General features: G+C 64.6%; 21 protein-coding genes. 6 read left to right on the forward strand and 15 right to left on the reverse strand.

Annotated features, from left to right (window positions below; genetic code table 11):
• Nucleotides 1-7: 7 nt before the first annotated feature.
• Genes GMOLON4_RS13715 through GMOLON4_RS13735 form a run of 5 tightly spaced genes read right to left on the reverse strand, consistent with a single transcriptional unit; the run spans nt 8 to nt 4,219 of the window.
• A complete protein-coding gene (locus tag GMOLON4_RS13715; protein ID WP_026937488.1) occupies nt 8-1,357 on the reverse strand; it encodes an LLM class flavin-dependent oxidoreductase in 1,350 nt (449 codons plus the stop codon).
• Nucleotides 1,358-1,376: 19 nt separating this feature from the next.
• Complete coding sequence (locus tag GMOLON4_RS13720) at nt 1,377-2,210, reverse strand: alpha/beta fold hydrolase (RefSeq protein ID WP_026937489.1); 834 nt, start codon at nt 2,208-2,210, stop codon at nt 1,377-1,379.
• Between the two features lie 40 nt (nt 2,211-2,250).
• Entirely contained in the window at nt 2,251-2,796 is a 546-nt protein-coding gene (locus GMOLON4_RS13725) for a flavin reductase family protein (RefSeq protein WP_106486647.1), read from the reverse strand.
• Entirely contained in the window at nt 2,793-3,191 is a 399-nt protein-coding gene (locus tag GMOLON4_RS13730; RefSeq protein ID WP_051267140.1) for a RidA family protein, read from the reverse strand. Before GMOLON4_RS13730 ends, GMOLON4_RS13725 begins: the two co-directional genes overlap by 4 nt.
• Nucleotides 3,188-4,219 (reverse strand): hypothetical protein, encoded by a 1,032-nt coding sequence (locus GMOLON4_RS13735; protein WP_026937491.1) that lies wholly within the window; start codon nt 4,217-4,219, stop codon nt 3,188-3,190. Before GMOLON4_RS13735 ends, GMOLON4_RS13730 begins: the two co-directional genes overlap by 4 nt.
• Before the next feature lie 178 nt (nt 4,220-4,397).
• Between GMOLON4_RS13735 and GMOLON4_RS13740 the strand changes: the two genes are divergently transcribed.
• Complete coding sequence (locus GMOLON4_RS13740) at nt 4,398-5,036, forward strand: TetR/AcrR family transcriptional regulator (RefSeq protein ID WP_026937492.1); 639 nt, start codon at nt 4,398-4,400, stop codon at nt 5,034-5,036.
• A gap of 92 nt (nt 5,037-5,128) precedes the next feature.
• Here the strand turns inward: GMOLON4_RS13740 and GMOLON4_RS13745 are convergent, their stop codons facing one another.
• The 4 genes from GMOLON4_RS13745 to GMOLON4_RS13760 form a co-directional block, all read right to left on the reverse strand.
• On the reverse strand, nt 5,129-6,721 hold the full coding sequence (locus GMOLON4_RS13745; RefSeq protein WP_245575512.1) for a DUF4041 domain-containing protein: 1,593 nt from the start codon (nt 6,719-6,721) through the stop codon (nt 5,129-5,131).
• A gap of 159 nt (nt 6,722-6,880) precedes the next feature.
• Nucleotides 6,881-7,954 (reverse strand): IS630 family transposase, encoded by a 1,074-nt coding sequence (locus GMOLON4_RS13750; RefSeq protein WP_026937494.1) that lies wholly within the window; start codon nt 7,952-7,954, stop codon nt 6,881-6,883.
• Between the two features lie 50 nt (nt 7,955-8,004).
• Nucleotides 8,005-9,507, reverse strand: a complete 1,503-nt coding sequence (locus tag GMOLON4_RS13755) for a protein adenylyltransferase SelO (protein WP_035733345.1) — start codon at nt 9,505-9,507, stop codon at nt 8,005-8,007.
• Nucleotides 9,508-9,721: 214 nt separating this feature from the next.
• Nucleotides 9,722-10,531, reverse strand: coding sequence for a DUF4352 domain-containing protein (locus GMOLON4_RS13760; RefSeq protein WP_051267142.1), 810 nt, complete (start codon nt 10,529-10,531; stop codon nt 9,722-9,724).
• A 162-nt stretch (nt 10,532-10,693) separates the two neighbouring features.
• Between GMOLON4_RS13760 and GMOLON4_RS13765 the strand changes: the two genes are divergently transcribed.
• Complete coding sequence (locus GMOLON4_RS13765; RefSeq protein ID WP_051267144.1) at nt 10,694-11,914, forward strand: sensor histidine kinase; 1,221 nt, start codon at nt 10,694-10,696, stop codon at nt 11,912-11,914.
• Nucleotides 11,915-11,971: 57 nt separating this feature from the next.
• Nucleotides 11,972-12,634, forward strand: a complete 663-nt coding sequence (locus GMOLON4_RS13770; protein WP_026937496.1) for a response regulator transcription factor — start codon at nt 11,972-11,974, stop codon at nt 12,632-12,634.
• An 88-nt stretch (nt 12,635-12,722) separates the two neighbouring features.
• On the opposite strand, the gene GMOLON4_RS13775 is transcribed toward GMOLON4_RS13770, so the two are convergent.
• A complete protein-coding gene (locus tag GMOLON4_RS13775) occupies nt 12,723-15,299 on the reverse strand; it encodes a glycoside hydrolase family 65 protein (protein WP_245575513.1) in 2,577 nt (858 codons plus the stop codon).
• Nucleotides 15,300-15,396: 97 nt separating this feature from the next.
• Complete coding sequence (locus tag GMOLON4_RS13780) at nt 15,397-16,215, reverse strand: beta-phosphoglucomutase family hydrolase (RefSeq protein WP_051267147.1); 819 nt, start codon at nt 16,213-16,215, stop codon at nt 15,397-15,399.
• Nucleotides 16,216-16,338: 123 nt separating this feature from the next.
• Between GMOLON4_RS13780 and GMOLON4_RS13785 the strand changes: the two genes are divergently transcribed.
• Nucleotides 16,339-16,644, forward strand: a complete 306-nt coding sequence (locus GMOLON4_RS13785; protein ID WP_035733347.1) for a hypothetical protein — start codon at nt 16,339-16,341, stop codon at nt 16,642-16,644.
• 256 nt (nt 16,645-16,900) lie between these two features.
• Nucleotides 16,901-18,073, forward strand: a complete 1,173-nt coding sequence (locus GMOLON4_RS13790) for a M23 family metallopeptidase (RefSeq protein WP_051267149.1) — start codon at nt 16,901-16,903, stop codon at nt 18,071-18,073.
• Here the strand turns inward: GMOLON4_RS13790 and GMOLON4_RS13795 are convergent.
• Nucleotides 18,027-19,796: a beta-N-acetylhexosaminidase gene (locus tag GMOLON4_RS13795; RefSeq protein ID WP_084147604.1), complete on the reverse strand. Its 1,770-nt coding sequence runs from the start codon at nt 19,794-19,796 to the stop codon at nt 18,027-18,029. The two genes, GMOLON4_RS13790 and GMOLON4_RS13795, sit on opposite strands and share 47 nt — an antisense overlap.
• A gap of 23 nt (nt 19,797-19,819) precedes the next feature.
• Nucleotides 19,820-21,874, reverse strand: coding sequence for a glycosyltransferase (locus GMOLON4_RS13800; RefSeq protein ID WP_084147605.1), 2,055 nt, complete (start codon nt 21,872-21,874; stop codon nt 19,820-19,822).
• A gap of 29 nt (nt 21,875-21,903) precedes the next feature.
• Between GMOLON4_RS13800 and GMOLON4_RS13805 the strand changes: the two genes are divergently transcribed.
• Nucleotides 21,904-22,038: a hypothetical protein gene (locus tag GMOLON4_RS13805; RefSeq protein ID WP_265576759.1), complete on the forward strand. Its 135-nt coding sequence runs from the start codon at nt 21,904-21,906 to the stop codon at nt 22,036-22,038.
• A gap of 24 nt (nt 22,039-22,062) precedes the next feature.
• Here the strand turns inward: GMOLON4_RS13805 and GMOLON4_RS13810 are convergent, their stop codons facing one another.
• Together GMOLON4_RS13810 and GMOLON4_RS13815 are read right to left on the reverse strand one after the other, a co-directional pair.
• Nucleotides 22,063-22,689, reverse strand: coding sequence for a response regulator transcription factor (locus tag GMOLON4_RS13810; protein WP_026937498.1), 627 nt, complete (start codon nt 22,687-22,689; stop codon nt 22,063-22,065).
• Nucleotides 22,667-23,998, reverse strand: coding sequence for a sensor histidine kinase (locus tag GMOLON4_RS13815; RefSeq protein ID WP_051267152.1), 1,332 nt, complete (start codon nt 23,996-23,998; stop codon nt 22,667-22,669). Before GMOLON4_RS13815 ends, GMOLON4_RS13810 begins: the two co-directional genes overlap by 23 nt.
• Between the last annotated feature and the right edge of the window lie 116 nt (nt 23,999-24,114).

A 24,114-nucleotide genomic window follows, 5' to 3' on the forward strand; every position in this document is an offset into this window, starting at 1 on the left:
TTGATCGCTAGACGTTTGCCGATTCGAGCTCGGCGTCCTCGGTCCACGGACGGATGCGCGCATCCTGCCCATCGACCCACGTCTTGGTGACGTCGACGAGGTAGCCGTCCCGCACAATCGCCGGGTTCGGGACGTCCTTGCGGCGCTTGTGCTCGTACTCGAGGTTGGTGTGGAAGCCGGCGTTGTTCGGCTCGCGCTCCGCGAGGGTGAGGCCGTCCTTGCGGAAGTGCGGCAGCACCTGCTCCGAGAAGAATCCGAGCGACTTCTCGACCATCCACTTCGGCTTCACACCGAGGGAGAAGTTGAGGATGACGCGGCCAACGCCGGTCTCGGTGATCGCCTCTTCGAGCTTGGCGCGAACCGTCTCGGGCGAGCCCGCAATGACCCAGTTGTTCTCGATGAGGTCCTCGTAGGTCATCTTCTTGGTGTCGATGCCCCAGCCCTGGCCGAGGATGCCGCGCATCGAGCGTGCCGACGTGTAGCCCGGGGGGAAGGAGTCGGTGACCGGCGCCTCAAAGTAGTTCTGGTAGTTCCAGAGGTAGGCGGCCTCGGACTCTCGGCGGGCGATCTCGTCGGTCTCGGCGACGTGGATCTCGATCACCATGGCGGACTGGCGGGGGTCGGGCTCGTAGCCCTCGGCGCGGCAGAGGTCACGGAACTTGTTCAGCGTCTTCACCTGCTGCGAGCGCTCGCTGAGCACCGTCTGGTAGGTGAAGCGGCGCTTCGCGGCAACCTCGAGGGTCTCGAGCGAGCCGCCACTCGGGAGGATGAACTCAACGTCGTGCGCGGGGCGCGGCCAGATGTTGACGTAGTTGTGGTTGAAGTGCTCGCCACGCCACGCGAACGGGCCCTTCTCAGTGAGCGCAGCGACGAGCAGATCGACGCCCTCGGCGTGGCGCGCACGCGCGGTTGCGGGGTTCATCGACAGCGAGTGGTACTGCTGCCCGAGGCCCATGGGCAGGCCGATCGTGAGGCGACCGCGGGATAGGGTGTCGACGAGCGCGATCTCTTCCGCGAGGCGGATCGGCGACTGGTACGCGTTCAGCAGCGGGCCGCCGATGACAATCTTGATCTTCTCGGTCTTCGCGGCCAGGTATGCGGCACCCGCGAGTGAGCCGGGGAGGCTGCCGATCGGGCCGTTGTGCTGCTCGGTGAACATGGCGCCATCGAGGCCGTACTTCTCGAGGCTCGCGAGGAGCTCGATCTGGGTGTCGATGTTGCGCTGGCCCTGAATCGGGTCGTAGTTCTCGTTGGACAGGTCGACATAGAGGTTCTTCTGCTCCCGCTCGCCCGCGAAGGGGACGTTCGGGTAGGCGCTCTCGACGAGGCCGAAGAATTCGACGTTCTGGAGGTTCATTTCTTTGGTCCTTCTGGGTCTAGAGCGATGCGGTGAAGTCACGGATGGCCTGGGTTACGTCCGCAGGCTGTTCGACGGTGACGCCGTGGCCGGAGGGCTCGCCCTCCGTGCCGCTGATGGTCTTGAGGATTGCGTTCGGCAGGAGCTCGGCAAAGCGCCCGGCCTGCTGGTTGCCGACAACGCGGTCGTCGTCGACGCCAATGACGAGGGCGGGAATCTGCACGCGCTTGAGCTTGCGATCGAGCTTGAAGTCGTAGCGGGGGTTGAACATGAGGAGTGCCGCGGTGGCCTTCTGGCCGTAGTCGAAGATGAAGTCCTCCAACTCGCCCTCCTGCACGAGGTCCTCCGCGTAGCGGTCCTGGCGCCCGTTGAAGAAGGCCTTCGCCTCATCCTCGGCGGTCCCGCGGAAGATGTCGATGAACGGCTCGTCCTGGATGCGAGTGCCGAGCGGGGTGATCAGGGTCAGCGAGTTGTAGCGCTCGGGGAAGGTGATCGCGAGGTTCGCCGCGAGCCAGGCGCCCATCGAGGTGCCGACAAGGTGGAACTTCTCGAGGCCGAGGGCACGGAAGAAAGCGTCGTAGTGGAGCACGAAGTCTTCCCAGCTGTCTACGCCGTGGGGACGCGGTGTGTCGCCGAACCCGGGGTGCTCGGGCGCGATCACGTCGAACTGCTCGGCGAGCTGCTGGTGGATGGGCGCCCACTCGCGGGTGCCGCCGCCACCGTGGAGGTAGACGAGGGGCTCGCCGGTACCGCCGCGGCGGTACGCGGTCGCGACGCCGTCGACGTCAACGATCGTGGGTTCGGTGTAGTACTTCCAGGTGCGTGCCTGGTTGGTTTCTTCGGTGAGCGTCATTGCGCGTTCCTTACTTATTGGGCGTGGCCCGAGCGGTTGGCTAGTTGGTGAATCGGTCGATGAGGTCACGGAACCGCGAGCCGTGGAACACGATCGGTTCGGACTCGTCGTCGCACGTGAGTGCCTCGACCTTGAGGAGGATGACCTCGTGGTCGCCGGCGGGGTATTCGGCATAGACCGAGCATTCGAAGGTGATCGGGGCGTCGTGCAGGAGCACCGCGCCGCCTTCTACCTGGTTGTGGCCAACGCCCTCGAAGCGCGCATCCCGATCGCGGCCCGCGAGCTGACGGCTGAGCGGGCCCTGGTCCTGTCCGATCACCGAGACGCCGATGCGCTCGGCCTCACGGAGCTTCGGCCAGGTCTGCGAGGTGTTCTGGATGGCGAACTGTACGAGGGGCGGGTCGAGGGAGATGCCGACCATGAACGAGGATGCGATGACGACGTGCTTCGCGCCATCCACCTCGGCTGCCAGGGCGGCGACGCCGGAGGGGTAGTGGCCGAACGCGCGGCGCAGGGTCATCGGGTCGGAGAAATCGGTGGTTCGAGTCGGGGTCATGGCGGGCCGATCGAGAGTTGCGTGGGTCATTGTTCTGCCTTTCGCAGTTGTGCTCCGCGGTGCGCCCAGGCCTCGAACTCGACTCGCATGCGGTCATCGAGGAGTCCAACAACGGTGAGGGCACCGCTCGCGGGAAGCGGGGTGGGGAGTGCCTCGCGAACGACTTCGTTCAGCTCCGCGGCGTATTCGCGGCGCGAGACATAGGGCTTGAGGTAGACGATTTCGTGGAGTCCACTACCCGCGGCCTCGAGTGCGTGGCGCAGGTGGTCGATCGCGAACTTCGTCTGTTGGGTGGTGTCTTCGGGGAGCTCGCCCTCGGGCGAGATTCCAACAACGCCGCTGATGATGACCCATTCGTCATTGCTCAGCGAGTGCGGGAACGGATGCGGCAGTGGGGGTTCGGTGATCGCGCGCCACTCGGTCACTTGGCTGCCCCTTCGAGCGTCGGGAGAGAAACGACGTGACGGTACGTCGGAAGGGGAAGATCCACGGTGCGGATGACGCCTGCGGGCGCGGTGACGACATCCGGGATGCGGTTGACGAGACCGGCATCCACCGAGAGGTGTGCGGGCTCGATCTCGTGTCGAAGGGTCGCCCGCGGGCTTCCTTCGAGGACGGCCGTGAACTCGTCGTGGCCCATCACACCGGTGGTTTGCAGCTCAGCGGAGAGGGTGATGCCCTCATCCGTCGCCACCGTCACGACGTCGCGGCGACCGGCGGGCTGCCCTGCGGGGATGTCGCGGCCGAGGGTCTCCGAGGGAAGGTCGTAGTCGAGCAGCACCGGCGTGATCTCGCGCTTTTCGTCGGTGATCGTGAGGCCGAGCCGCGTTGCGATTACGGGGAGGACTGCGCCGAAGACCGAAGGGGTCGTTGCGGCTTCGGCGGCCGTTTCCTCGAACTGGTCGGGGGTATTGCCGATGCTGCACCAGGTCACGAACTCCTCGGGGTAACCATCGACACCGAGGTGGGTCTGGATGTTGATCTCCTTGAGGTCACGCTGCTGCGAGGAAAGCTGCGTGACAAGACCGGCCCACAGTACATCCTGGCTGCCGGTCGCGACGAACGAGCGGCCTGCCGCGAGGGCTGCTGCATTGAGCCGCTCGTAGTCGGCGGGGGCGAAACGCTCGAGGTCGAATGCATCCTCGACAAGGGTCACGACGTTGGTGTCGTGCTGCAGGAGCTCAATCGCGAGGTTGGTCAGGATGCCGATGCTGACCTTAGGCGTAAGGACCGCGATGTCGATGCTTTCGCTCCACGGCAGTTCGGAAATCTCCTTCTGGATTGCCACGCCGCGCTGTTCCTCGCGCCCGGTCACATCCGCGAGATCTTGGCCTGCGATGCGAGGATCCGAGGCTCCCACAACGTTGACGCCGGCTTCGGCCAGCAGAGTTGCGATCCCGACGCCGTGTACGCCAAGGCCGACAACGACCGCTGAAATTGGAGTGTTCGTCATTGTTCTCCTGTAGCTCCTTCGACTCTGCAATGAATCTCTTCGCTTAGATGAGCGCTTGCTCAACTTTGAGCGCCTGCTCATCATGACACCTTTTTGCGGATGGAGTCAAGGGGCCGCGTTGACGACTTCCTGAGAGCCGCGGTGTGGAGCATCAGACCGCGTCAACCACAATGGGGGTATGGCAAGAACCGTGGACCGCGAACAGCGAAGGCTTGAAATCCTCGAGGGGTTTCACCAATACGTCGGTCGTGTGGGCCTTCACGGTGCCACCTCGCGCGGTCTCGCACGCGAGATGGGGATGGCCGCCGGCAGTCTCTGGAACTACTTCGAGAATTTCGACGAGCTCATCGTCGAGGCCTATCGGTCCTCGTTCGAGCCGCTCGAGGCGCGGCTATCGGTGCACGACGCCGAGCCCGGCCTGGATGGGCTGGCTCGCGCCGTCAGCGAAATGCTGCCCATGACTGAATTTACTCAGGAAGAAGGCGACCTGTCGGTTGCCTTCATGGGGAACATGGGACGACACCCTGAGTTGTATGCGATCCAGGCGCGGATCGAGCGCGTCATGGCGGACCACATCCGCCTGCACCTAGAGGCCGCGCAGCGGGATGGTGACTTGAAACCGGAAGCTGATGTCGCTCGACTCACCGAAGTCCTGCTCGTCGTGGTCATCGGGTTGCAGATGCAATGGGTCGTGCCAGGTTCGCATAACCGCACCCCGGAAGCGCAGTGGCGGGTGCTGAGCGACACGATGCGCCCGTGGCTCGCCGATGGCGTAGAGGTGCTCGAGAGCCCGCCCGATCTCAGCGATGCCCGCTGAATGGCGTTCCGCTCGGTGAATAGCGCCCAACTCGTATCGAACCCTGCGGACGGCGTGCGTGAGTAAGCTGTGGGCTTGCTCACGCGTTTCGTCTAGCTCGTCAATTGTGTGCTGATTTCCGCGCTAGTGCGGAACTCTTCGGCAGCTGGTTCGAGGGTAAACTCCAAAACTTCAACGTTGTGTTCGCGTAACGCTTTGAGAACCTCGGTCGGCGTGGCGCGGAAGAATTCCCTGCGTTGATTTACTTTATTGATTCGTTGTTCGGCGAATTCATTGTGGAGCATTGCTTCGATGCCGACTGCATCCTCCGCGAAGAACAGTGCGTGCACATCGAACCGGAACGGCACTGACGCGTCGCCAAGTTCGACGACGCGGTCCATCGGGTTAAGTCGTCGAGTGAGGCCGATCTTGACAACATCCGCGCCGAACGCGCCAACGTTGCTAATAACGTAGACGTAGCCTGCTCGAATATTTGCAGTTCGGTAATCGACATCATTGATAGCGCGTTCAACATCATCCAACTTTTCGCGGAGGCGCTGGGCGCCTTCCACATCTCCGCGTTCAGTGAGCGAAGCGAGTGCATTTTCGTAGTGGCTACGTTCCTTTTCGAGGCGCTCCTTTTCGCGCTGGAGCTCCTGCTCGGCCTTGCGTTGCTCGCGTAGCTCCTCGCGTTTGGCTCTTTCTTCTTCCTTCTCCCGCTTCACAGCTTGAAGGTGACGACTCGCGATCTCTAGCTCTTGTAAGCGAAGGCGGTGAAAGCTGTGATCGATTCGTAGATCAATCATTTTTCCCAACCGCTCAATTTGATCTTTAGCCGTTGACAAACGCTTTTGAGCCGTTGCGAGGTTGCCCGCCTTTACGGCCTTCACGCAGTTTTCTGCTTCTGCGTTGTATGCTCGCAGCAACAGCTTGGACATGTCTCGAACAAATTTCTTACCTTGGGACGCGCTGTTGTTGAACGTGAATGAGTCCGATGCGATGGCTGCCGTGCCGTCTCGGACCGCAGCTTTGAGTTGTGTTCTGACTGATTCCAACTCAGTGGAGAGCGATACCGAGTCTTCGGCGGGGTGCTCATAAGAGAAGAGGCCGAAATCTTGCAGACTAACAGTGGAACGCATATCAATGACTTCGTTTTTGAGCTGCGCCTTCTCGGCTTCGGCGTTGCGAACTTCTGCTCGCATTTTTGCAAGCTCGTCACGAGCGGTCTTCAGTGAATTCAGGGACTCTTCTTTTGCCCGTTGTTGCTCGACAACATCATCAAGCCCGTACTTTGAGAGCAGTGCCCGCAATTGAGAATTTTCAGCGCGTAGTTCCGTATTTTCGGCTTGCAAATTTTCGGCGATCTTGCGTGCGCCGAACCGCGGAATCCGTGCATTGTCGAGTGGCCTTGATTTGCCCGGAATGGGGTTGTCTCCGGACTCGTCCTCATTGAACGCCATGGAAGAGTGGGCCGAGGACGGGCTCGAAGTAGCGTGTTGCTGTTGCTGTTGCTGTTGCTGTTGCTGTTGCTGTTGCTGTATGTCCGGGAGCGGATCCACAAACTGGTGGCCCTGATTCATTACATGGTCGGTCCAGGTCAAGCCCGACCAGTAACGAAGCTCGTATTTTTGCGAGGGGTCCGCGTACCACCCGGGGTTCGGCTGTCCATTTGTTTGTTGCTGCAATTTGGCACCAACTTTCGTCACTCCGTCATGTAATGCCTATTCTGGCAGGAAATTCCGACGCCGAGTCCCTGCTAAATGCGAGTTGATCGCCGAGGTGGGCGTGTCCAGCCACTGGAGATAATTAGATTCCAGGACTCTTGTCGGCCTGATATCAAAATAACTGCTTCGTGGAAGTTGAAACTAGTGTCGCGTTTCTGAAGTTCCTTGAGGGTTGGCTTTCGCGAGTACCTGCTCTGGAGTTTTGGTCCACACGAAAGGGTGCTTGCGCTCGTTCCACCCCGTCACGAATTGTCGGATCTTCGCATTCAGGTCTCTTACCGAGGTAAAGATTCCCCGCCGGATCGCTTGCCTGTCGATGATCCCGAACCACACTTCGACCAGGTTCAACCACGACCCGGACGTTGGCGTGAAGTGGATATGAAACCGCGGGTGGTCCGCTAACCATTTCTTCACTTCCGGGGTCTTGTGGGTCGCGTAGTTATCGATCACCAAATGCAGATCCTGCTCGGGATAGGCGCGGTCGATCTGTCGGAGAAAGCTGAGGAACTCCTGCCGACGATGCTTCGGCCTCACCGCCGAGGTGACCTGGCCGGTGGCAACCTCGAGGGCCGCGAACAAGGTCGTCGTGCCGTGTCGCTTGTAATCATGGGTCTGTTTCTCGGCATCGCCGATCCGCATCGGCAGCATCGGGGCGGTGCGATCCAATGCCTGGATCTGCGATTTCTCATCGACGCAGAGCACGATCGCGTTCTCCGGCGGCGCAAGATACAACCCGATTACATCGGTGACTTTGCCGACCAGTTCCGGGTCGGTGGAGAACTTGAACGTCTCCGACTTCCAGGGCTGCACGCCATACTCTCGCCAGGCTCGCGCGACGGTTGCGTTTCCGATCCCGAGCCGATCGGCAAGCAACCGTGAAGACCAATGCGTCACACCGTACTTCTTCGGCGGTGGCTTCAACGTCACGCTGATGATCGCCGCGTGATCGAGCTGTTTCGGTCGTCCCGAGCGAGGTGCATCAGCGAGCCCTGCCAACCCCGCCTCCGCATATCGGCTGCGCCATTTCCACACCGAGGTTGGCGTGGTGCCGAGTGCCTGCGCAATGCGCGCGTTCGCGACACCTTCCGAGGCCATCAGCACGATTCGCGCGCGAAGCACGAGACCGGCTCGCATTGATGTTGATCTCGTCCACGAAAGGAGCCTGTCGAAATCACCATCGTAAAGAGCAAGGGCAGGGGCAGGAGAATTCGCCATGCATTATTCTTTCAACCCATCAACCATTTAGGAACTAACGACACGCGACACTAGGTCCCGCAGTAAGTCCGGTACGGCCCAAAGTCGTCCGGCGCGGGTTCGGTGTAGCGTTGCTTACCGTGGTGCGCTTCGAACGGCGACGTCACCAACTCGAGCAGATCCCCGACAGGTTGCATGTCGCCGGCAGTCGCCGCAGCGAGTGCCTTTTCCACGATGTGGTTGCGCGGAATGTAGATCGGATTCACGCGATCCATCGCCGCATCGTCCGGGGCAAGAGACCTCCACCGACTCAGCCATTCGTCGAACTTTTCCGAGACTGAAAACTGCACTCGCACCGGAACTGTGTTGCCGCGTGCCGCATCCGCAAGATTCCGGAAAAACGAGGTGTAATCGACGCGCTCGACCTTGAGGATGTCGAAGAGGTCGGAGACCAGGGCAGCCGCAACCTCCGCGCTGAGGGACGACGGTAGCCCGAGCTTCGCGCGCATCCCTGCCGACCATACCTCGCTATATTGCGGGGAGAACTTGCCCAACGCATCCTGCGCGATCGCGTCGGCATCGTCTTGCGAATCGGCGAGGAGCGGCAGCAACGATTCGCCGAACCGGGCGAGGTTCCATTCGGCCACGACCGGTTGGTTGCCGTACTTGTAGCGGCCCCCGTGATCGATCGAGCTGAAGACCGCGGATGGCGTGAAGTCGTCGATGAACGCGCAAGGGCCGTAGTCGATCGTTTCGCCCGAGATCGTCATGTTGTCGGTATTCATGACACCGTGGACGAAGCCGACGAGCATCCACTGCGCGATCAGCGAGGCCTGGGCGGCGATGACGCGCTCGTACAGCGCGAGGTAGGGATTGTCGGCGCTCTCGGCCTCGGGGTAGTGCCGGGCGACCGCAAAGTCGGCGAGGCGGCGAAGTAGGTCGAGGTCGCCGGTCGCCTTCGCGTATTGGAAACTGCCGACACGCAGGTGGCTGCTCGCGACGCGGACGAGGAGCGCGCCGGGCTGAGGGTCCTCGCGGATCACGGTGCGCCCCGTTTGCACGACCGCGAGCGACCGAGTGCTCGGGATGCCGAGCGCATGCATCGCCTCGCTCACAATGAATTCGCGGAGCATGGGGCCGACCACGGCGTAGCCGTCACCACCGCGCGAGAACGGCGTCGGTCCCGAGCCCTTGAGGTGGATGTCTTGGGTCGCGCCTGTCGCATCCGTCACCTCGCCGAGCAGCAGCGCCCGGCCGTCGCCGAGCCTGGGGGAGTAGCCACCGAACTGGTGGCCGGCGTAGACCTGCGCGACCGGCGAGGCGTCCGCAGGCAGATTGGTGCCGGTGAGGAAACCGATGCCCGCCGGGGTCTGGAGTGCCTCGGGGTCGAGACCCAGCTCGCGCGCGAGGTCCTCGTTGAGCACGAGCAGCTGCGGGTTCGGCGGGGTGTCTGCCTGCCAGCCCAGGGCGAGTTCGGGCAGCTCGTTCGCGAACCGCGATTCGAGGTGGATGCGCGAGGTTGCATCATCCTGCGAGTCGAGTTGGGGCTGCGTCTGGTTCGGTGAAGTGTTCACGGTCGGTCCTTCCCGTGGAGAGCTTCCACCGTACGCCGCCGAGTTGAGCGCGCGCATAACCGCGGGAGTGAGTGGCCAGGGAGAAGGGGAGATCGGTTGCCGGTTCTAGGCCCTGGGCGTGAGGCGAAAACCCCGAGGATGCCGTTTACCACTGCCACCGGAGCAGTAAACGGCACCCTCGGGGGTACACGGGAGGGGGGTAGGCCCGCTGGCACTAGCCCTCCGACGAACCGCCTGCGATGTTGACCGGGACCTCGTCGTCGAACATGCCGTCCTGAACGATCACCTCGACCGGCTCCGCATCCGCCGGGATGTCGAACACCAGGGTGCCGTCGACGGTGTTGCCCGGGTTAATCTCCGTGAAGAGCGTGTCGTTGTCCTCCATATAGAGGGATGCGCTGCTGTCGGTTTCGTGCTGGCGACCCTGGCTGTCAACGAGCTTTTGGTTGCTCCCGAAGAACGAAACCGCCTCGTTCCCAGTGTTCGTGACGCTGACGTGCACGAAGAAGTACTCGCCCTGCGCCGTCTTGTTCAGGTACTCGCTTCCGACCTCGGTGCCGCCGTTTTCGACACCGGTAATGGTGAACTCGAGATCGCCCGAGGTCACGGCGTCGCCGATGCTCGCTGCGGCGTTTGATTCCTCTTCCGCAGGGGCCGCTTCCTCGGCCGCATCTTCTTCGGCCGGTGCGGCCTCCTCCGCCGGAGCACCCGCATCCTGATTCTCAGCGGCAACCGGATCCGCGGCGGGCTCGTCGTCGGAGGAGCCACCGCCACCGCCGATCGCCGCGAACAGGCCGATCACGATTACCGCGATACCGATTCCGGTGAGGACCTTGTGGCGCGCGAACCAGTTCTTCTTCTTTGGCTGATCCGGCTGGCCCTGGTACTGCTGGCCTTGGTATTGCTGGCCCGGCTGTGCCTGACCCTGATACTTCTGGCCTTGGTATTGCTGGCCCTGGTACTGCCCAGGCTGGCCCTGGTTGTCAGGCGAATTGGGCGGGGTGAAGTTGTTCTGGTTCGTCATCGTCTCTTCCGTCTCTCAGTGCTGGGCTGGATGCATTCAGCCTCCCCGGACGAGACCCAGTCCGGATATTGCCGTCCGGATAAAGCCGGCTACCCGAACGGACAGCACCTGTTGGCGAAACGGCAACTACGCACTGTCGTTGGCTGGCCATAGGCTGCAATCGTGAGCATTACGAAGAACGAGTCGACCCTGTGGCGCCGCATCCTGTGGTGGGTCAACACGGTCGTGCTCACGGTGGTGACCGCGTCTATTGGGCTGGTGTCGCTCGTATTCTCGCCGCTGGGGGCCGGTGTAGGCAGTCGAGAATCGACTTCCTCGGGGATGGAGATCTTCGGCGTTCTGTTTGCATTCCTTGCAATATTCGCCCTGGCTGCAATGGTGTGGTCCCGCCGACGTTGGCCGTTCGAATACACGATCGCTGGCTCGATAGCCGGATTGCTCTTTCCCGTGAGCCCAGTGTTCGCGCTCGTGGGGTTCGCCGAGCTCATTGCCCGTGGCAAGACCACGAAGATCGCGATCGGATCAGTCGCAACGGTCGCGGTAGTCCTGCGGAGCGTCATCGGGGACGTTATCGCTCCGAGCCGAGAGCAATCCTTCCTCCAAGTGCTGCTGTCAAACACAGAGGATGGCGACGAACGAGTCGCCATCCCGGTCTACACAGTCATCCTCGTTGTCCTCATCCTGCTGGCCATCCCGGTCGGCATTGGCCTATTGCTGCGCTTCCAACGCGGTGAGCGCATCGCGGTGCAGCAGCGCGACCAGCTGGGTGGCGAGCTCGGGCGCAGCCACGAGCGGGAGCGAATCGCGCACGAGATTCACGACGTGCTCGGTCACCGACTCTCGCAGCTGAGCCTGCGAGCGAGCGCCCTCGAGGCAAAGGCCGCGCAGTATCCCGAGATCAGCGAGGAAGCGACGCAGATGCGTCAGAGCGCGGCACAGTCAATGGATGATCTGCGTTCCCTCCTGCGGGTCATCCAGGGCGAATCGAACGAGGTTTCGCTGTCCGAGATCCACGAGGTCATCCGCGAAACAGGAATTGATGAAAGGGCGCTCAACCTCACCGTGTACCTCCGCGATGCGGATGATGCGCCCGGTGAAATCGCGCGGGCAGTCATCCGCATCGTGCAAGAGATCATCACCAACGCGCGCAAGTACGCGCCCGGAAAGCTCTTGCGACTCACCGTGTCTGGCGGACCGGGGGAAGGCATCACGATCGCGTCGGCGAACGAGCTCGGCAGCGTGGCGGCGGGGTCCGCTGGCACCGGTTCCGGGCTCAGCGGGATGCAGGAACGGGTGAGGCTCCTTGGTGGCCAGTTTTCGGCAGGGCAGATCGGCCGCGACTTTCGCGTGGATGTGCACATCCAGTGGCCGGAGCACGCCTAGCCACTTGGACGGACCGGCACCGTCTCCGAATGTCGGAGGCGGAAATAGACTAGGGGCATGCCCATTCGTGTCCTACTCGTCGATGACGATCCGCTCGCGCGCCGCTCGGTCGCGAGCATCCTCGAGGCTCACGAGGACGTCTCTGTCGTTGGTGAGGCAGACGACGGCGCCGGGATCGGGCAGCGCGTGCGCGAGAGTCGACCGGACGTGGTGCTCATGGATCTGCGGATGCGCAAGGTCGACGGCATTGAGGCCACGCGCGAAGTCCGCGCGATCCCGGACGGTCCCGAGGTAGTAGTGCTCACGACTTGGGACGGCGATGACGCGGTCATGCGCGCGCTCGAGGCCGGTGCATCCGGGTTCCTCGTGAAGACCGCCGGCCCCGGCGAGATCTACCGCGCGGTGCGTGCCGCGGCCGAAGGCGACTCGGTGATGTCGCCGTCCAGCACCCGGCACTTCATCGATTCGATGCACTCGGATTCCGGCTGGCGCGAGCGGCGCATGGCACGGAAGCGCGTGGCGACGCTTAGCGACCGAGAATTGGAGGTAGCGAAGCGCATCCCGCTCGGTGAATCGAACGAGGCGATCGCCGCGGTTGTGCATCTGTCGCCGGCGAGCGTGAAGCAATACGTCGCGCAAATCTCGGAGAAGCTCGGGGTGCAGGGACGTGTGCAGATTGCCGTGCTGATGACGAAGGCGGGGTTCGCGGGGGAGGTATAGCCCGTTTCGATACGCCGCTTCGCGGCTACTCAAAGACCGGCGGGGCCGATGGCCGAGTAGCCGGAGGCGTATCGAGGTCTGGCACAGATCACATGTCGTCGAAGGATGCGGGGTCGCCGGCCTGGGCCTCGGCGGCACGTGCATCCTGCACCATGATCGGGCCCATCGCCGGCATCTGGCCCGTGACAGTCGGGACGGACGCGGTGAGCAGCGTGCCGTCGCCGCGATGCCAGCCGTGGATCGTGTGCATCCCGAGGCGTTGCGACTGCCGCGGACCCTGGTGCTCGAGCTCCACGATCGTCGGGATCCCCGGCGCGACGGTGACGTCCTCCCCGCGCACCGACAGGTTGACCGAGTGGCCGCGTTCGAGCACAAACGAAATCGACTTGGGCCGCAGCTCGACGCCCACGCGCGAATCGCGCAGCAGGAGCGAGAAATCGATGCCCTCCCAGCCGTCGGGTAGGCGCGGATCGAACGTGATCTCGCCGTGGTGGTCACGCATCCCAGCAAACCCGAACACGGCGCCCATCCACAGCCCGCCCGAAGAAGCGACGTGGATACCCACATCGGTGTTGCCATGCAGGTCGGCGAGATCGACGAACGCGGTGTGCCGGAAGTACTTCTCCGCGAGTCCTATGTGCCCGACCTCGGCGGCGATAATCGACTGCACCGCCGCTGACAGACTCGAGTCGGCGGTCGTGAGCACGTCGTAGTACTCGAAGTCACGCCGCTTCTCTTCGGCCGTGAATAGGTCGCCGCGAAGCAGCAACGCGAGCACCACATCCGCCTGCTTGATCACCTGGAACCGGTAGATCACGAGCGGGTGGAAGTGCAGCAGCAGCGGCCGCTGCGAATCGGGCGTGCGCCCGAGGTCCCATACCTCTTTATCGAGGAACGACGCATCCTGTGGATGCACGCGGAAGTTGTGGTCGTAGGGAATGAACATGTGCCGCGCGGCCCGACGCCAGCTCGTGACCTCCTCGACCGAGAGCGACAGCCGCTCAATAGCCCGGGCGAACTCGGCCGGATAGCTGTCACGCAGAATCTCGACGGCCTCGGCGGCCAGGTAGAGGTTCTCCTGTGCCATAACGTTTGTGAACAGATTGTCGTTGACGACGGTCGTGTACTCGTCGGGTCCCGTGACGCCGTGGATGTGGAAGGCCTCGGTCGCGCGCTCGGTCTCGCGCCAGAAGCCCAGGTCGTACCACATGCGTGCGGTCTCGACGAAGACATCGAACGCACCATTCACGAGGAACGAGGTGTCGCCCGACGCCGAGATGTACTGCGCCATGGCATACGTGATGTCGGCGTCGATGTGATACTGCGCGGTGCCAGCCGCGTAGTAGGCGCTCGACTCGAGCCCGTTGATGGTACGCCACGGGAAAAGCGCGCCCCGCTCGTTCAGCTCCGTGGCTCGGACGCGCGCGGAATCGAGCATGTTGTAGCGGAACCGGAGGGCATTCCGGGCGATCGTCGGCTGCGTATAGGTAAGGAACGGCAGCACGAAGATCTCGGAGTCCCAGAAGTAGTGTCCGCTGTAGCCGGACCCGGTGACGCCCTTCGCGGGGATGCCAAGGCCATCGGTGCGCGCGGAAGCCTGCGCGAGCTGAAAGAGATCGAAGCGCATGGCTTGCTGCAGATCCGGCTGCCCATGGATGACCACATCCGAGCTCTTCCAATAATCGTTCAGCCACCGGCGCTGCGTGTTTCGGTGCTCGAACACGCTCGATTCGAGGGCGCGATCGAGCGTGCGGGTGCAGCGATCGGCGAGCTCCCGCGACGGCGCGTATCGGGCCGTGTGATAGCTCACGTACTTCGTGAGCTTGATCGGCCGGTTGGCGCGGCCGTTCACGCGGTAGACGCGTTTCGCGAGATCGGGCTTCACGTCGTTCGAGACGCGCCAGTGGCCCGTCATCTCGCCGCCGACCGACATGCGGTGATCGACCGCACACACGATCGACATGCCCGAATTCGTCGTGCGATACCCGAGCATGAGCCGGGTGCCCTCGTCGCGCTGCAGGGTTGGCTGCAGGATGCGGCCCTCCAGTTGCTCGACCTTGCGCGGGTCGAAGCCGCCGCTACCTCCGCTCGTGCCGTTGGCGGCAGGGGCCGAGGCGGTGGTCGCCTGATCGCGATACTCGTCGACCCCATCCTGACGGTTGAGGAGCTGACTCGAGATCACGATGGAGGCATCCGCATCCAGCAGTTCGACCTCGTACTCGAGAATCGCGAGGTGGCGCTCGGTAAACGACACGAGTCGGCTCGAGCGGATCCGCACGTGCTTGCCGCTCGCGGTGCGCCAGGTCACATCTCGGGTTATCGTGCCCGCGCTCATGTCGAGCCGGCGCTCGTAGGCGACGATTTCGGCGGTGGACAGGATGAACGGCTCATCATCGACATAGACCCGGATGACCTTCGGGTCGGGGATATTGACGATCGTCTGCCCGACGCGCGCGAAGCCGAACGCCTCCTCGGCATGCCGGATCGGCCAGGTCTCGTGAAACCCGTTGACGTAGGTGCCGTGTTCGGAGGCCTCGCGGCCCTCGTCAATGTTGCCGCGCATCCCGAGATAGCCGTTCCCGACGGCAAACACAGACTCGGTGCGGCCGAGGATGCCGGGGTCGAAGCGCGTCTCGATGATCGACCACGGGTCAACAGGAAACATCGAGCGATCGAGTTCTTCCCCGGGGAGTGGGTTCCGGGACGACGGGGCGTTCCGTTCCGGCTCACTTCGCCACGGCCCCTGGCTGTCGGGGAAGCCGTTACTCTCCATATTCGTCATCCTTCGGCGCTCCCTTCCCATTCATGTCTCCGGAGACCGCGCGGGGTGCGTCCCGCTCCGGGAGTAGGCCGATGAGCTCGGCGAGATCAGCGACCACGATGTCCGCACCGGCGTTGACCAGCGCATCCTGCCCGACCCCGCGATCGACACCGATGACGAGCCCGAAGTCGCCCGCAGCCCCGGCTGCGACGCCCGAGGCAGCATCCTCGACCACGACGCACACCGTACTGGGGATGCCAAGCTCGCGTGCCGCCTGAAGGTAGGTATCGGGCTCCGGCTTGCCGGGGAGCCCGAGCTCGCTCGCGTGAATGCCATCGATGACGACTTCGAACCGGTCGCCGAGGCCAGCCGCCGCCAACACGCGCATCCCGTTGCGAGAGCTCGTGACGATTGCCGACTCGATCTCGCGCTCGGCGCACTCGTCGAGGATGCGCAGTGATCCGGGATACGCCGCGACTCCGTCCCTGTCGAGGATCGTGAGGAAATTCTCGTTCTTGCGGTTCCCAAGCCCGGCCACCGTTTCCTCGGTCGGGCCGTCGTCGATATCGCCCTCGGGAAGGGTGATACCGCGGGATGCGAGGAGGTCACGCACACCGTCGAGGCGCGGCTTGCCGTCGAGATAGGTGAAGTAATCGTCCTCGGAATACGGCGGCGTGGCACCACGGGCCTCGAATTCCTCGCGGAACAGCTCGGCCCAGGCCTGCCGGTGGACTTCCGCGGTCGGCGTGATGACGCCGTCGAGGTCGAAGAGGAAGGCTCGAATCGGGTTCTGGGCGCGCGCGGGGTTTGCCACAAACATGCCCCTCATTATTGTCTCGAGCACCTGGAAGGGGCTGGTGAGGTGATGAATTGGACGCAAACATCCGTGGGTTGGCTGGCGGAGTCTAGCCAAAGGCGAGTCGCATACGGCAAGCTTGAGCACATGATCATCACTGCCAACGAAGCCGGTTTTTCCCTCAACGAACCCGAGGACTTTTCGCGATTCCACGTCGACGCACAGGGCCTCACTGCCGCACAGCTCTCTGATCTCGCCACCGACAACATCGAAATCGCACCGATCGCCGACGCCGACCATCTCTGGATCTCGGTCGACTTCCTCCGAAACGGTGACACGAGCCCCGAGCGCACCGAGCACATCGATCGCCTCGTTGGCTTCGCGACCGAGCGAGGCTGGTACGACGGCGAGGCGGATGCGATTCGCGCCCACGTCGAGAACCTCGCGAGCTAACGAATCGGGCGGCGTGACCCGGCGATTGGGGCCGGGTCACACGTTTGTAACGACGTTTGTAACGAAGATAACGAGAAAAATAACGACGAAGTGACAATCGGTCCTTGGGTCCGAGATTGGCTCAATTGCAACGATCTGAGTCGAAACGACAACTCCACATCGAAGAAAAATCACGAAATTTGATAACGAAGGGTTGACCTCTTCGTTACTTTTTCGTTATGGTTCTTGAGTCCCAATTACTAGGAGCCATTTCTTTATGTCGTTTGTCCCCACCCAGGTCCGGCCCGCCGAGGCTGAAAGCGTAGAACTCGACGAGTTCAGCGCCGCAGCAGAGGCTGCCGAAAGCCTCACGAAGACTGAGGCGACCGCCTCGCTTTGTGCGCTGGCGGATGCACCGCAGTCGGCCACCGTAACTGCGCAGTCTGAAATCGACCCGAGCGCCCCCGTTCAGTACAGCACCCGTCGTGAGCGCCGCGAAGCCGAGCGCGCGATCGAGGCGCAAGCGCGAGTCGAAGCATTTGCCGAGTCACTCCGAGCAGCAAAGGACATGCAGATCGCATCGTCGGCTGACTCGGATGTCAACACGCTCGAAGTTGAAATCCCCGAATCTTTCCGTTCGCAGTGGAAGAGCTCGCGTACCCGCGGCAGCCGTCTGCTGTCCGGTCGCCGTGCATCCGGCTCGACCGTAGCCCTCGGCATCATGGCCGGCACCGTCGTGCTCGGCACTGGTTCGGCCGCTGCCTTCGCCGCCGTTGCTTCGCCCGAGGCCGCTGAGCCCACCGCGAACCTCGCTGAGGCCGCCGCTTCCGCAACCGACGTTGCGCCCGAGGCTGCAACCCAGGAGGCAACCGCCGCCGCCGAGACCGCAATGGCTCCGGCACCCGCCCCCGCGATCGAGGCAACCTCGGTTACCGCGTTCGACGCCGCGACCGTTGCCGGTCTCGCGGGCGAGGAAGAGGTCGTCGAGGTCGCAACCGAGTCGGCAGACGCCTCGGGCTCGGCCGTCACCGCGAGCGCCGCTCAGGCTGGCGTTGTCGCACCGGTTGGCGACTCGACCATCAGCAGCTACTACGGTCCGCGTGACTCGCCGACCGCAGGTGCGTCGAGCTGGCACGAGGGTGTCGACTACACGCCCGGTTACGGTGCACCGGTCGGCTCGATGGCCGCCGGTACCGTCACGAACGTGAGCTACGGTGGCACGGGTTACGGCCTGTACATCGAGGTTGAGCACACCATCAACGGCCAGTCGGTCAAGACGGTCTACGGCCACCTCTCGTCGATCAACGTGTCGGCCGGTCAGTCGGTTGGCGCTGGCGAGAACATCGGTAACGTCGGCAACAGCGGTATCTCGACCGGTGCTCACCTCCACTTCGAGGTGCACGTCAACGGCTCGACCGTTGACCCCGTTGCTTACCTCCAGAGCAACTAAGCACTAGTCCTCCCGCGATCGCGAGCGCGATCAGGGCTCCGGCCCACCACAGCCACTGGCTCCTGGCTGCTGACCCGCCCCCAGCTGACGCATCGGAATCCGATGCACCAGCTGGGGGCGGCGTCGTTTCCGGGGGAATGGTCTCGAGTACACCGGCGTCTGGCGCGACGACGGGCGCGGGGTGACCGGATGCATCCAGCATCGCTTGCAGCTCCGGGAGCGTCAGCGTGGACTTGGGCAGCGCAAACTTCACGGCCATCGCCGCGATAGGGTCGCGCACGGCCGCGACGACCTCGTCGGCGGTCAGCGCATCCGGAATATCGCTCCAGATGGCGAGCATGCCGCCCCGTGAGGACGGGATGATCTCTGCGGCCCCCGCGACCGCGGGATACACCGACGCGTTCCAGCTCGTGAGGATCGCCTCGCCGGTGGGGTAGTAGTACTCGACGCGCTCGCCGAGGACGAAGTAGAGATACTCGTCGTTGAGATTAATGAGGTCGTAGCCGCGGTCGGCAAAGACGCTCGCGGGCACCGCTCCCGGCGGGCGCTGCGTCCAATACGCCACCTCGATGTCTTGGTCGAGCGTCGCCGCCGTGCCCCTGAGCATCCCGTCGCTGAACACGCGCGGGCGGTACCCGGCAGCCCGGATGGTCGCACCAATGTCGTTCACGAAGGCCGTCAGCGCGTCGTAGGCGGTCGCATCCGGCCCGAACTGGGCTTGAGCCTGCTCGGTGAGTGCGGCTACCTCGTACTGATCGCCGAAGTTCACGAACTCATCGCCGCCGAGGTGCCAGCTGAGCGTCTCGAACTCGGGCTGGGCGAAGAGTGCCGCGTACTCGCCGATGAGATCGTCCGCGAAGGCGAGCGCATCCGGGTTAGTGATGTCGAGGGCGCCGAATACCTCTCCGCCCGCCGGGTCGCGCAGCCGCAGCTCCGGGTAGTCATCGAGCGCGTAGTCGAGGTGCCCCGGCATATCGAGCGAGGGGGTGACACGGATGTGCAACGAATTTGCGAGCTCGACGAGCGTGGCGATCTCGGCCTGGGAATGGGCGTCGGGCGAGGCGATACTGGGATGCGTGGTCGACTCGATCGCGAACCCCTCGTTCTCGGAGAAATGCAGCTCGAGCTCGTTCATGCCGTACCAGCTCATCTGAAAGAGCAGCGCCTCGAGTGACTCGATCGGATAATGCTTTCGCGCGATGTCGATGTGGACGGCACGGACCTGGTCTTCGGGGAGCGCGAACGCATACTCACCCGCGGGGATGTGCTCGCTCGCCACGAGCTGCTGGAGGAGGGGGCGCGTGACGCGAAACACCTCGGTCGGGGTGGCACCGGATGCAATGAGTGCTACGGACGTGACCGCCAGAGTTGGCTCGTCGCCCACTGACAAGACGATGTCGGTCGGCTTCGTGTCGGTGCCCTCGGGCGCGAGGAGGGTGGGCGGCGGTGCGTCGAGAATGCCGAGCGTCGCGAGCTCCTCGGCGAGGCGCGCGGCCTCGGTCGCGAGGTCCTCGTCGGTCACGAGGATGCGCGTACTCGCGTCGGGCGACCACGAGCCGGTTGTCGAGGCGACTTCGGTCGGTGGTGGCACCATCACGAGGCTGGTCGGTTGGCTGTCGGTGGATGCGTGCGGCGTGGCAGCGGCGCCAGGGCCGACGCTGGTGGCGACCAGCAGCATCCCGATAGCGCCGGCCAGTACTCCGCGAAGCATTCCTCGGATCATGCGCCCAGGGTACGCGGCGGGGGCTACTCGGCGGTCGGCACGAGGCGAAGGCCGATCGCGAAGGGCACCTCCTGGCGCTGCCCGCCCGAGTGCGTGAGCCCGCGCCCATCCTCGTCGACCGTGAGCTGCGTGCGGTGGCTGCGCAGCGCCGCGAGGACTGCGGGCAGGTGCTCAGGGAGAGAGAACCACGCGGCGTCGTCGCCGTCGAAGTCGACCGAGTCCTCGTCGCTCGCCTCTTCCTCGATCAGCTCCGCGAACGGGATGTCGAGCTCCCGCGCGGCGGCGAGCGTCGCCTCCCGAGTGCGTACGTGATCGGGGTGGCCGTAGCCGCCATCGTCGTCGTAGCTAATGATGAGGTCCGGTGCCTCTGCCTCGGCGAGCGCGCGCACGTCGGCGGTCACGTCCTCGAGACTTGCGGCGGTGAGCGATTCGAGATCGGTCGCATCCGCTGGGCCCGCCAGACCAGGACGGATCCAGCGCATCCCGGAGTCCCGGTAGACGCGTGGAGCCAGGCCGTCGGCACGCGCGGGCGGCATCCCGAGCCAGTACGCGGCCGCGATCCCGAGGGCACTGACCGAGCCGGCAAGCTCGCGCTCGCGCACCCGAGACAGTTCCGCCGCATCCGTGCCCTCTGGCAGCACACCGGCGACGATCTCGCCAGCCTCACCCCGGCAGCAGGTCAGCAGCGCGACCCGGGTGCCGCGCTCGTGCAGCGCGCGCAGCAGCGCGCCACCCGCCAACGCCTCATCGTCGGGATGCGCGTGCACCACAAGGATTCGCTTCGCGCCCTCGAGTACCGACTGGATCGAGCCGGTCATCGTTGCCTCCGCGCGATTCAGTGCGGCTTTCAGTGCGGGTTCCGGGGCGGGGCGCTCGATTCCACGGTAGACCTCGAGCAGGCGCTGCGCCGAGGCTTGCCAGCTCATCTCGAGCGCGTGCGCGAGCGCGCCCTCGCCCAGCTGTTCCGCGAGCGCGTCGTCAGTGACGAGGCGCGTGATCGTCGCGGCCCAGTCGGCCGGCTCACGCGAGTCGACGAGGATGCCCGTGTCGCCGTCGAGCACGGACTCCTGCAGCCCGCCCGAGCGATACGCCACGACCGGTAGCCCCGTCGCCGCGGCCTCGAGCGACACGAGCCCGAAAGTCTCCGAATGCGAGGTCATGAGCGCGATATCGCTCGCGCGCAGCTCATCGGCGAGCGGGCCGCGCGTCTTCGCGCCAACGAACTGCACGTCGTCCTCGACACCGAGGCGCGCCGCCGACACGTGCAGCGACTCCTCGTACTCGGCCGTGTCGGGCGCGGCCGCACCCACGATGACGAGTTCGGGCCGAATCTCGGGTTCGATGAGAGCCAACGCCTCGATCGCGAGGTCGAAGCCCTTGAGGGGATGCAGCCGGCCTGCGGCGATCAGACGCTTGCGATGGCCTTCAGGCTTCGCCGGGCCGGGATGGAACAGCTCGTGGTCGACGCCGGGCGACACGACCTCGACGCGATCGGGCTCCGCGCCGAGGCGAGAAACCGCGGTCTCGCGCTCGGCGTTGCTGATCACGACGAGCGAGTCGGCCTCCTTCGCGAGCATCGCCTCGCCCTCGAGGCGACCGGGCGATTCCGCGCGCTCACCGTCCGTGAGCGGCGAGGCGTCCTTCGCCGCGATCGAGTGGAAGCTCTGCACGAGCGGCACGCCGAGTGCGCGCGTAATCGGCAGCGCCGCGATGCCCGAGAACCAGTGTTCGGCGTGCACGATGTCGACCTTGAGCGACCGCAACAGCGGCTCGAGTGCATCCCGAAACTCGCCGATATAGAGCTCGTGATCGCCCTTCTCGAGGGTCTCGGCAGGGCCGGCATCCAGGATGTGCAGCGAGAGATTCGGCGCCAGCTCGCGGAAGGCGGGGGAGTCCGGGTCCTGCCGCCGGGTGATGAGCTCCACCCGGTGACCGAGCTTCGCGAGCTCCTCAGCCTGCGCGCGAACAACGACGTTCATCCCGCCAGCATCTTTGGTTCCGGGTTCGTCGATGGGGGAGGTGTGAAGCACCACAAACGCGATGCGAAGCGTCGAAGCCCCGTGGTCGGCAAGAGTCATGTAAAGACGGTACCTGCCGGGGAGCCAGATTGCCGAGTCACAGGGCGCAGCGTTACGCCGAGCGCGTAGCGGAACTGCGGCGGCCCCTCGCTATGCCGCTTCGCGGCTACTCGGGGATCGGGCTTGCTATGCCGCTTCGCGGTCGCCTGCCGATGGCCGAGTAGCGGAGCGTATCGAGGCCTAGCGAGCTAGCGGAGGATGCCGCGCTCGCGGGCCTCCGCAACGGCCGCCGTGCGGGTCGTCACGCCGAGTTTCGTGAACACGTGGCCGAGATGCGATTTCACCGTCGTCTCGCTCAGGAACAGAGCCGAGGCAATCTCGGCATTTGTCTTGCCCTCGGCAACGTACCCGAGCACCTCCATCTCGCGAGCCGACAGCGCGGTCTGTGGGATGCGCATCCGATCGAGCAGCCGGCTGGCGATCACGGGTGCCAGCGCGCTCTCACCCGCGGCGGCGGCGCGCACCGCGGCGATCAGCTCGCTCGGGGGTGCGTCCTTGAGGAGGTAACCGCTTGCCCCAGCCTCGATCGCGCCGAGGATATCGGCATCGGAATCGTAGTTCGTCAGGACGAGCACGTAAGGCGGATGCGCGAGCCCGCGAATTGCTCGCGTCGCCTCCGCGCCGCCCGAGGCACCGTGCGCGCCGAACTGGAGGTCCATGAGCACGACGTCTGGATGCTCTCGCTCGGCAAGCCGGACGGCCTCGTCCGGTGTGCCGGCCTCGGCGACGACCTCGAGGTCCGGCTCGAGTTCGAAGAGCGCGCGCAGCCCGGCTCGGACGATGGGGTGGTCGTCAGCGAGTACGAGGCGAATCATTCGTGTCCTCCAAATCGTTCGTGCCGGCCGAGTCTGGCGTCGCCGCGAGGTCAATCGTGACTGTCAGCGTCGTCCCGAGATCGGGCGCGGAATCGATCTCGAGCGTACCGCCGAGCTGCTCGACGCGCTCGCGGATCGAGCGCAGCCCGAACGAGGTGTGGCTGATGGCATTCCCGGTGGCAGGGTCCGAATCATGTGCAGCTGGCCAGGCAGTCGGTTCCATACCCGAAGCCGTCCGTGCGTCGTGCCGGTGATCATGGTGCATCCCGCGGCCGTCATCCGCGATGCGGAAGGTCAGGATGCTGCCCTCGCGCAGCAGCGAAATGGTCGCGTGCGTTGCCTTGGCGTGCTGGAGGACGTTCGCGAGCGCACCCTGGGCGATGCGCAGCAGCGCGCTCTGGATGTGCATCGGCACGTCAGGCCCCTCCACGACGCGCACGGCGACGTCGAGGCCCTGCCCGGCCCACTCGGTCTCGGCGAGGCGCCGGAGGGTCTGGCCGAGACCCTGCTCCTCAAGGCGTGGCGGTAACAGGTGCGCGATAAAGCGCCTGGTCTCGGCGAGGTTCGTGGCCGCGGTCTGGCGTGCGAGGCGGATGTGCTCGACGCCCGGGCGATCCGGATCGGCCTGCTCGGCGGCGTGCAGCAGCATCTGGATGCTCGAGAGCCCCTGCGCGACGGTGTCGTGGAGCTCGCGGCCGAGCCGCTCACGTTCGGCGAGGGCGCCGGCCTCCCGCTCGGCCGCATCCCGCTGGGCGAGCGCATCCCCGAGCTGCCGAATGAGTGCCTCGCGCTGTTCGGCCTCGTGGAGGAGCGCCCGATATCCGAGCCCCACCACGATCGCGAATGCCGCGCCGACCATGGGTCCCGCGAACGAGGCGAAGCCGCCGCCCTGCCCGAAGTGCAGCGCGAGTCCGGTCCACAGCCCGGTCACGATCACGGCGATCGAGCCAACGAGAGGCCGCAGGAGGGCGAGGTAGAGGAAGTAGAGCGGGAAGACGACCCACGCGCCGTCCGGCGTGAGCCACAGCAGGATGGCCCAAAGCGCGGTGAGCGCAATCAGCCACGCCACGGAGGCGATGCGTCGCGACCGGCTCGACTCCCGCGCATCCCCGCGACGACGCCGGTGCAACACGTAGCCCGGCGCGAGAAACACGACGAGCATCAGGACACAGACGAGCTGCACGGCGAGGCTGTGCTCGCCCGAGCGTTGGACCGAGCGGATGAGCGGCAGGGCGATCACACCGACGAACAGCAGGACGAGCGCGACCCGCAGCGCCGAATTGACCTTCGACGGGCTGAATGCGGGCATACGCCGAACTGTATCGGCGACGGCTGGGTTCGAGCATCCTGCGAAAGTAGGAGCGCGAGGCCCGACCATCGGTCGGGCGTGACCCTGCCTACGCGCGATGGCACGGGCCCGAATCC

The organism is Gulosibacter molinativorax, assembly GCF_003010915.2.
In the GTDB taxonomy this organism is placed as follows: Bacteria; Actinomycetota; Actinomycetes; order Actinomycetales; family Microbacteriaceae; genus Gulosibacter; species Gulosibacter molinativorax.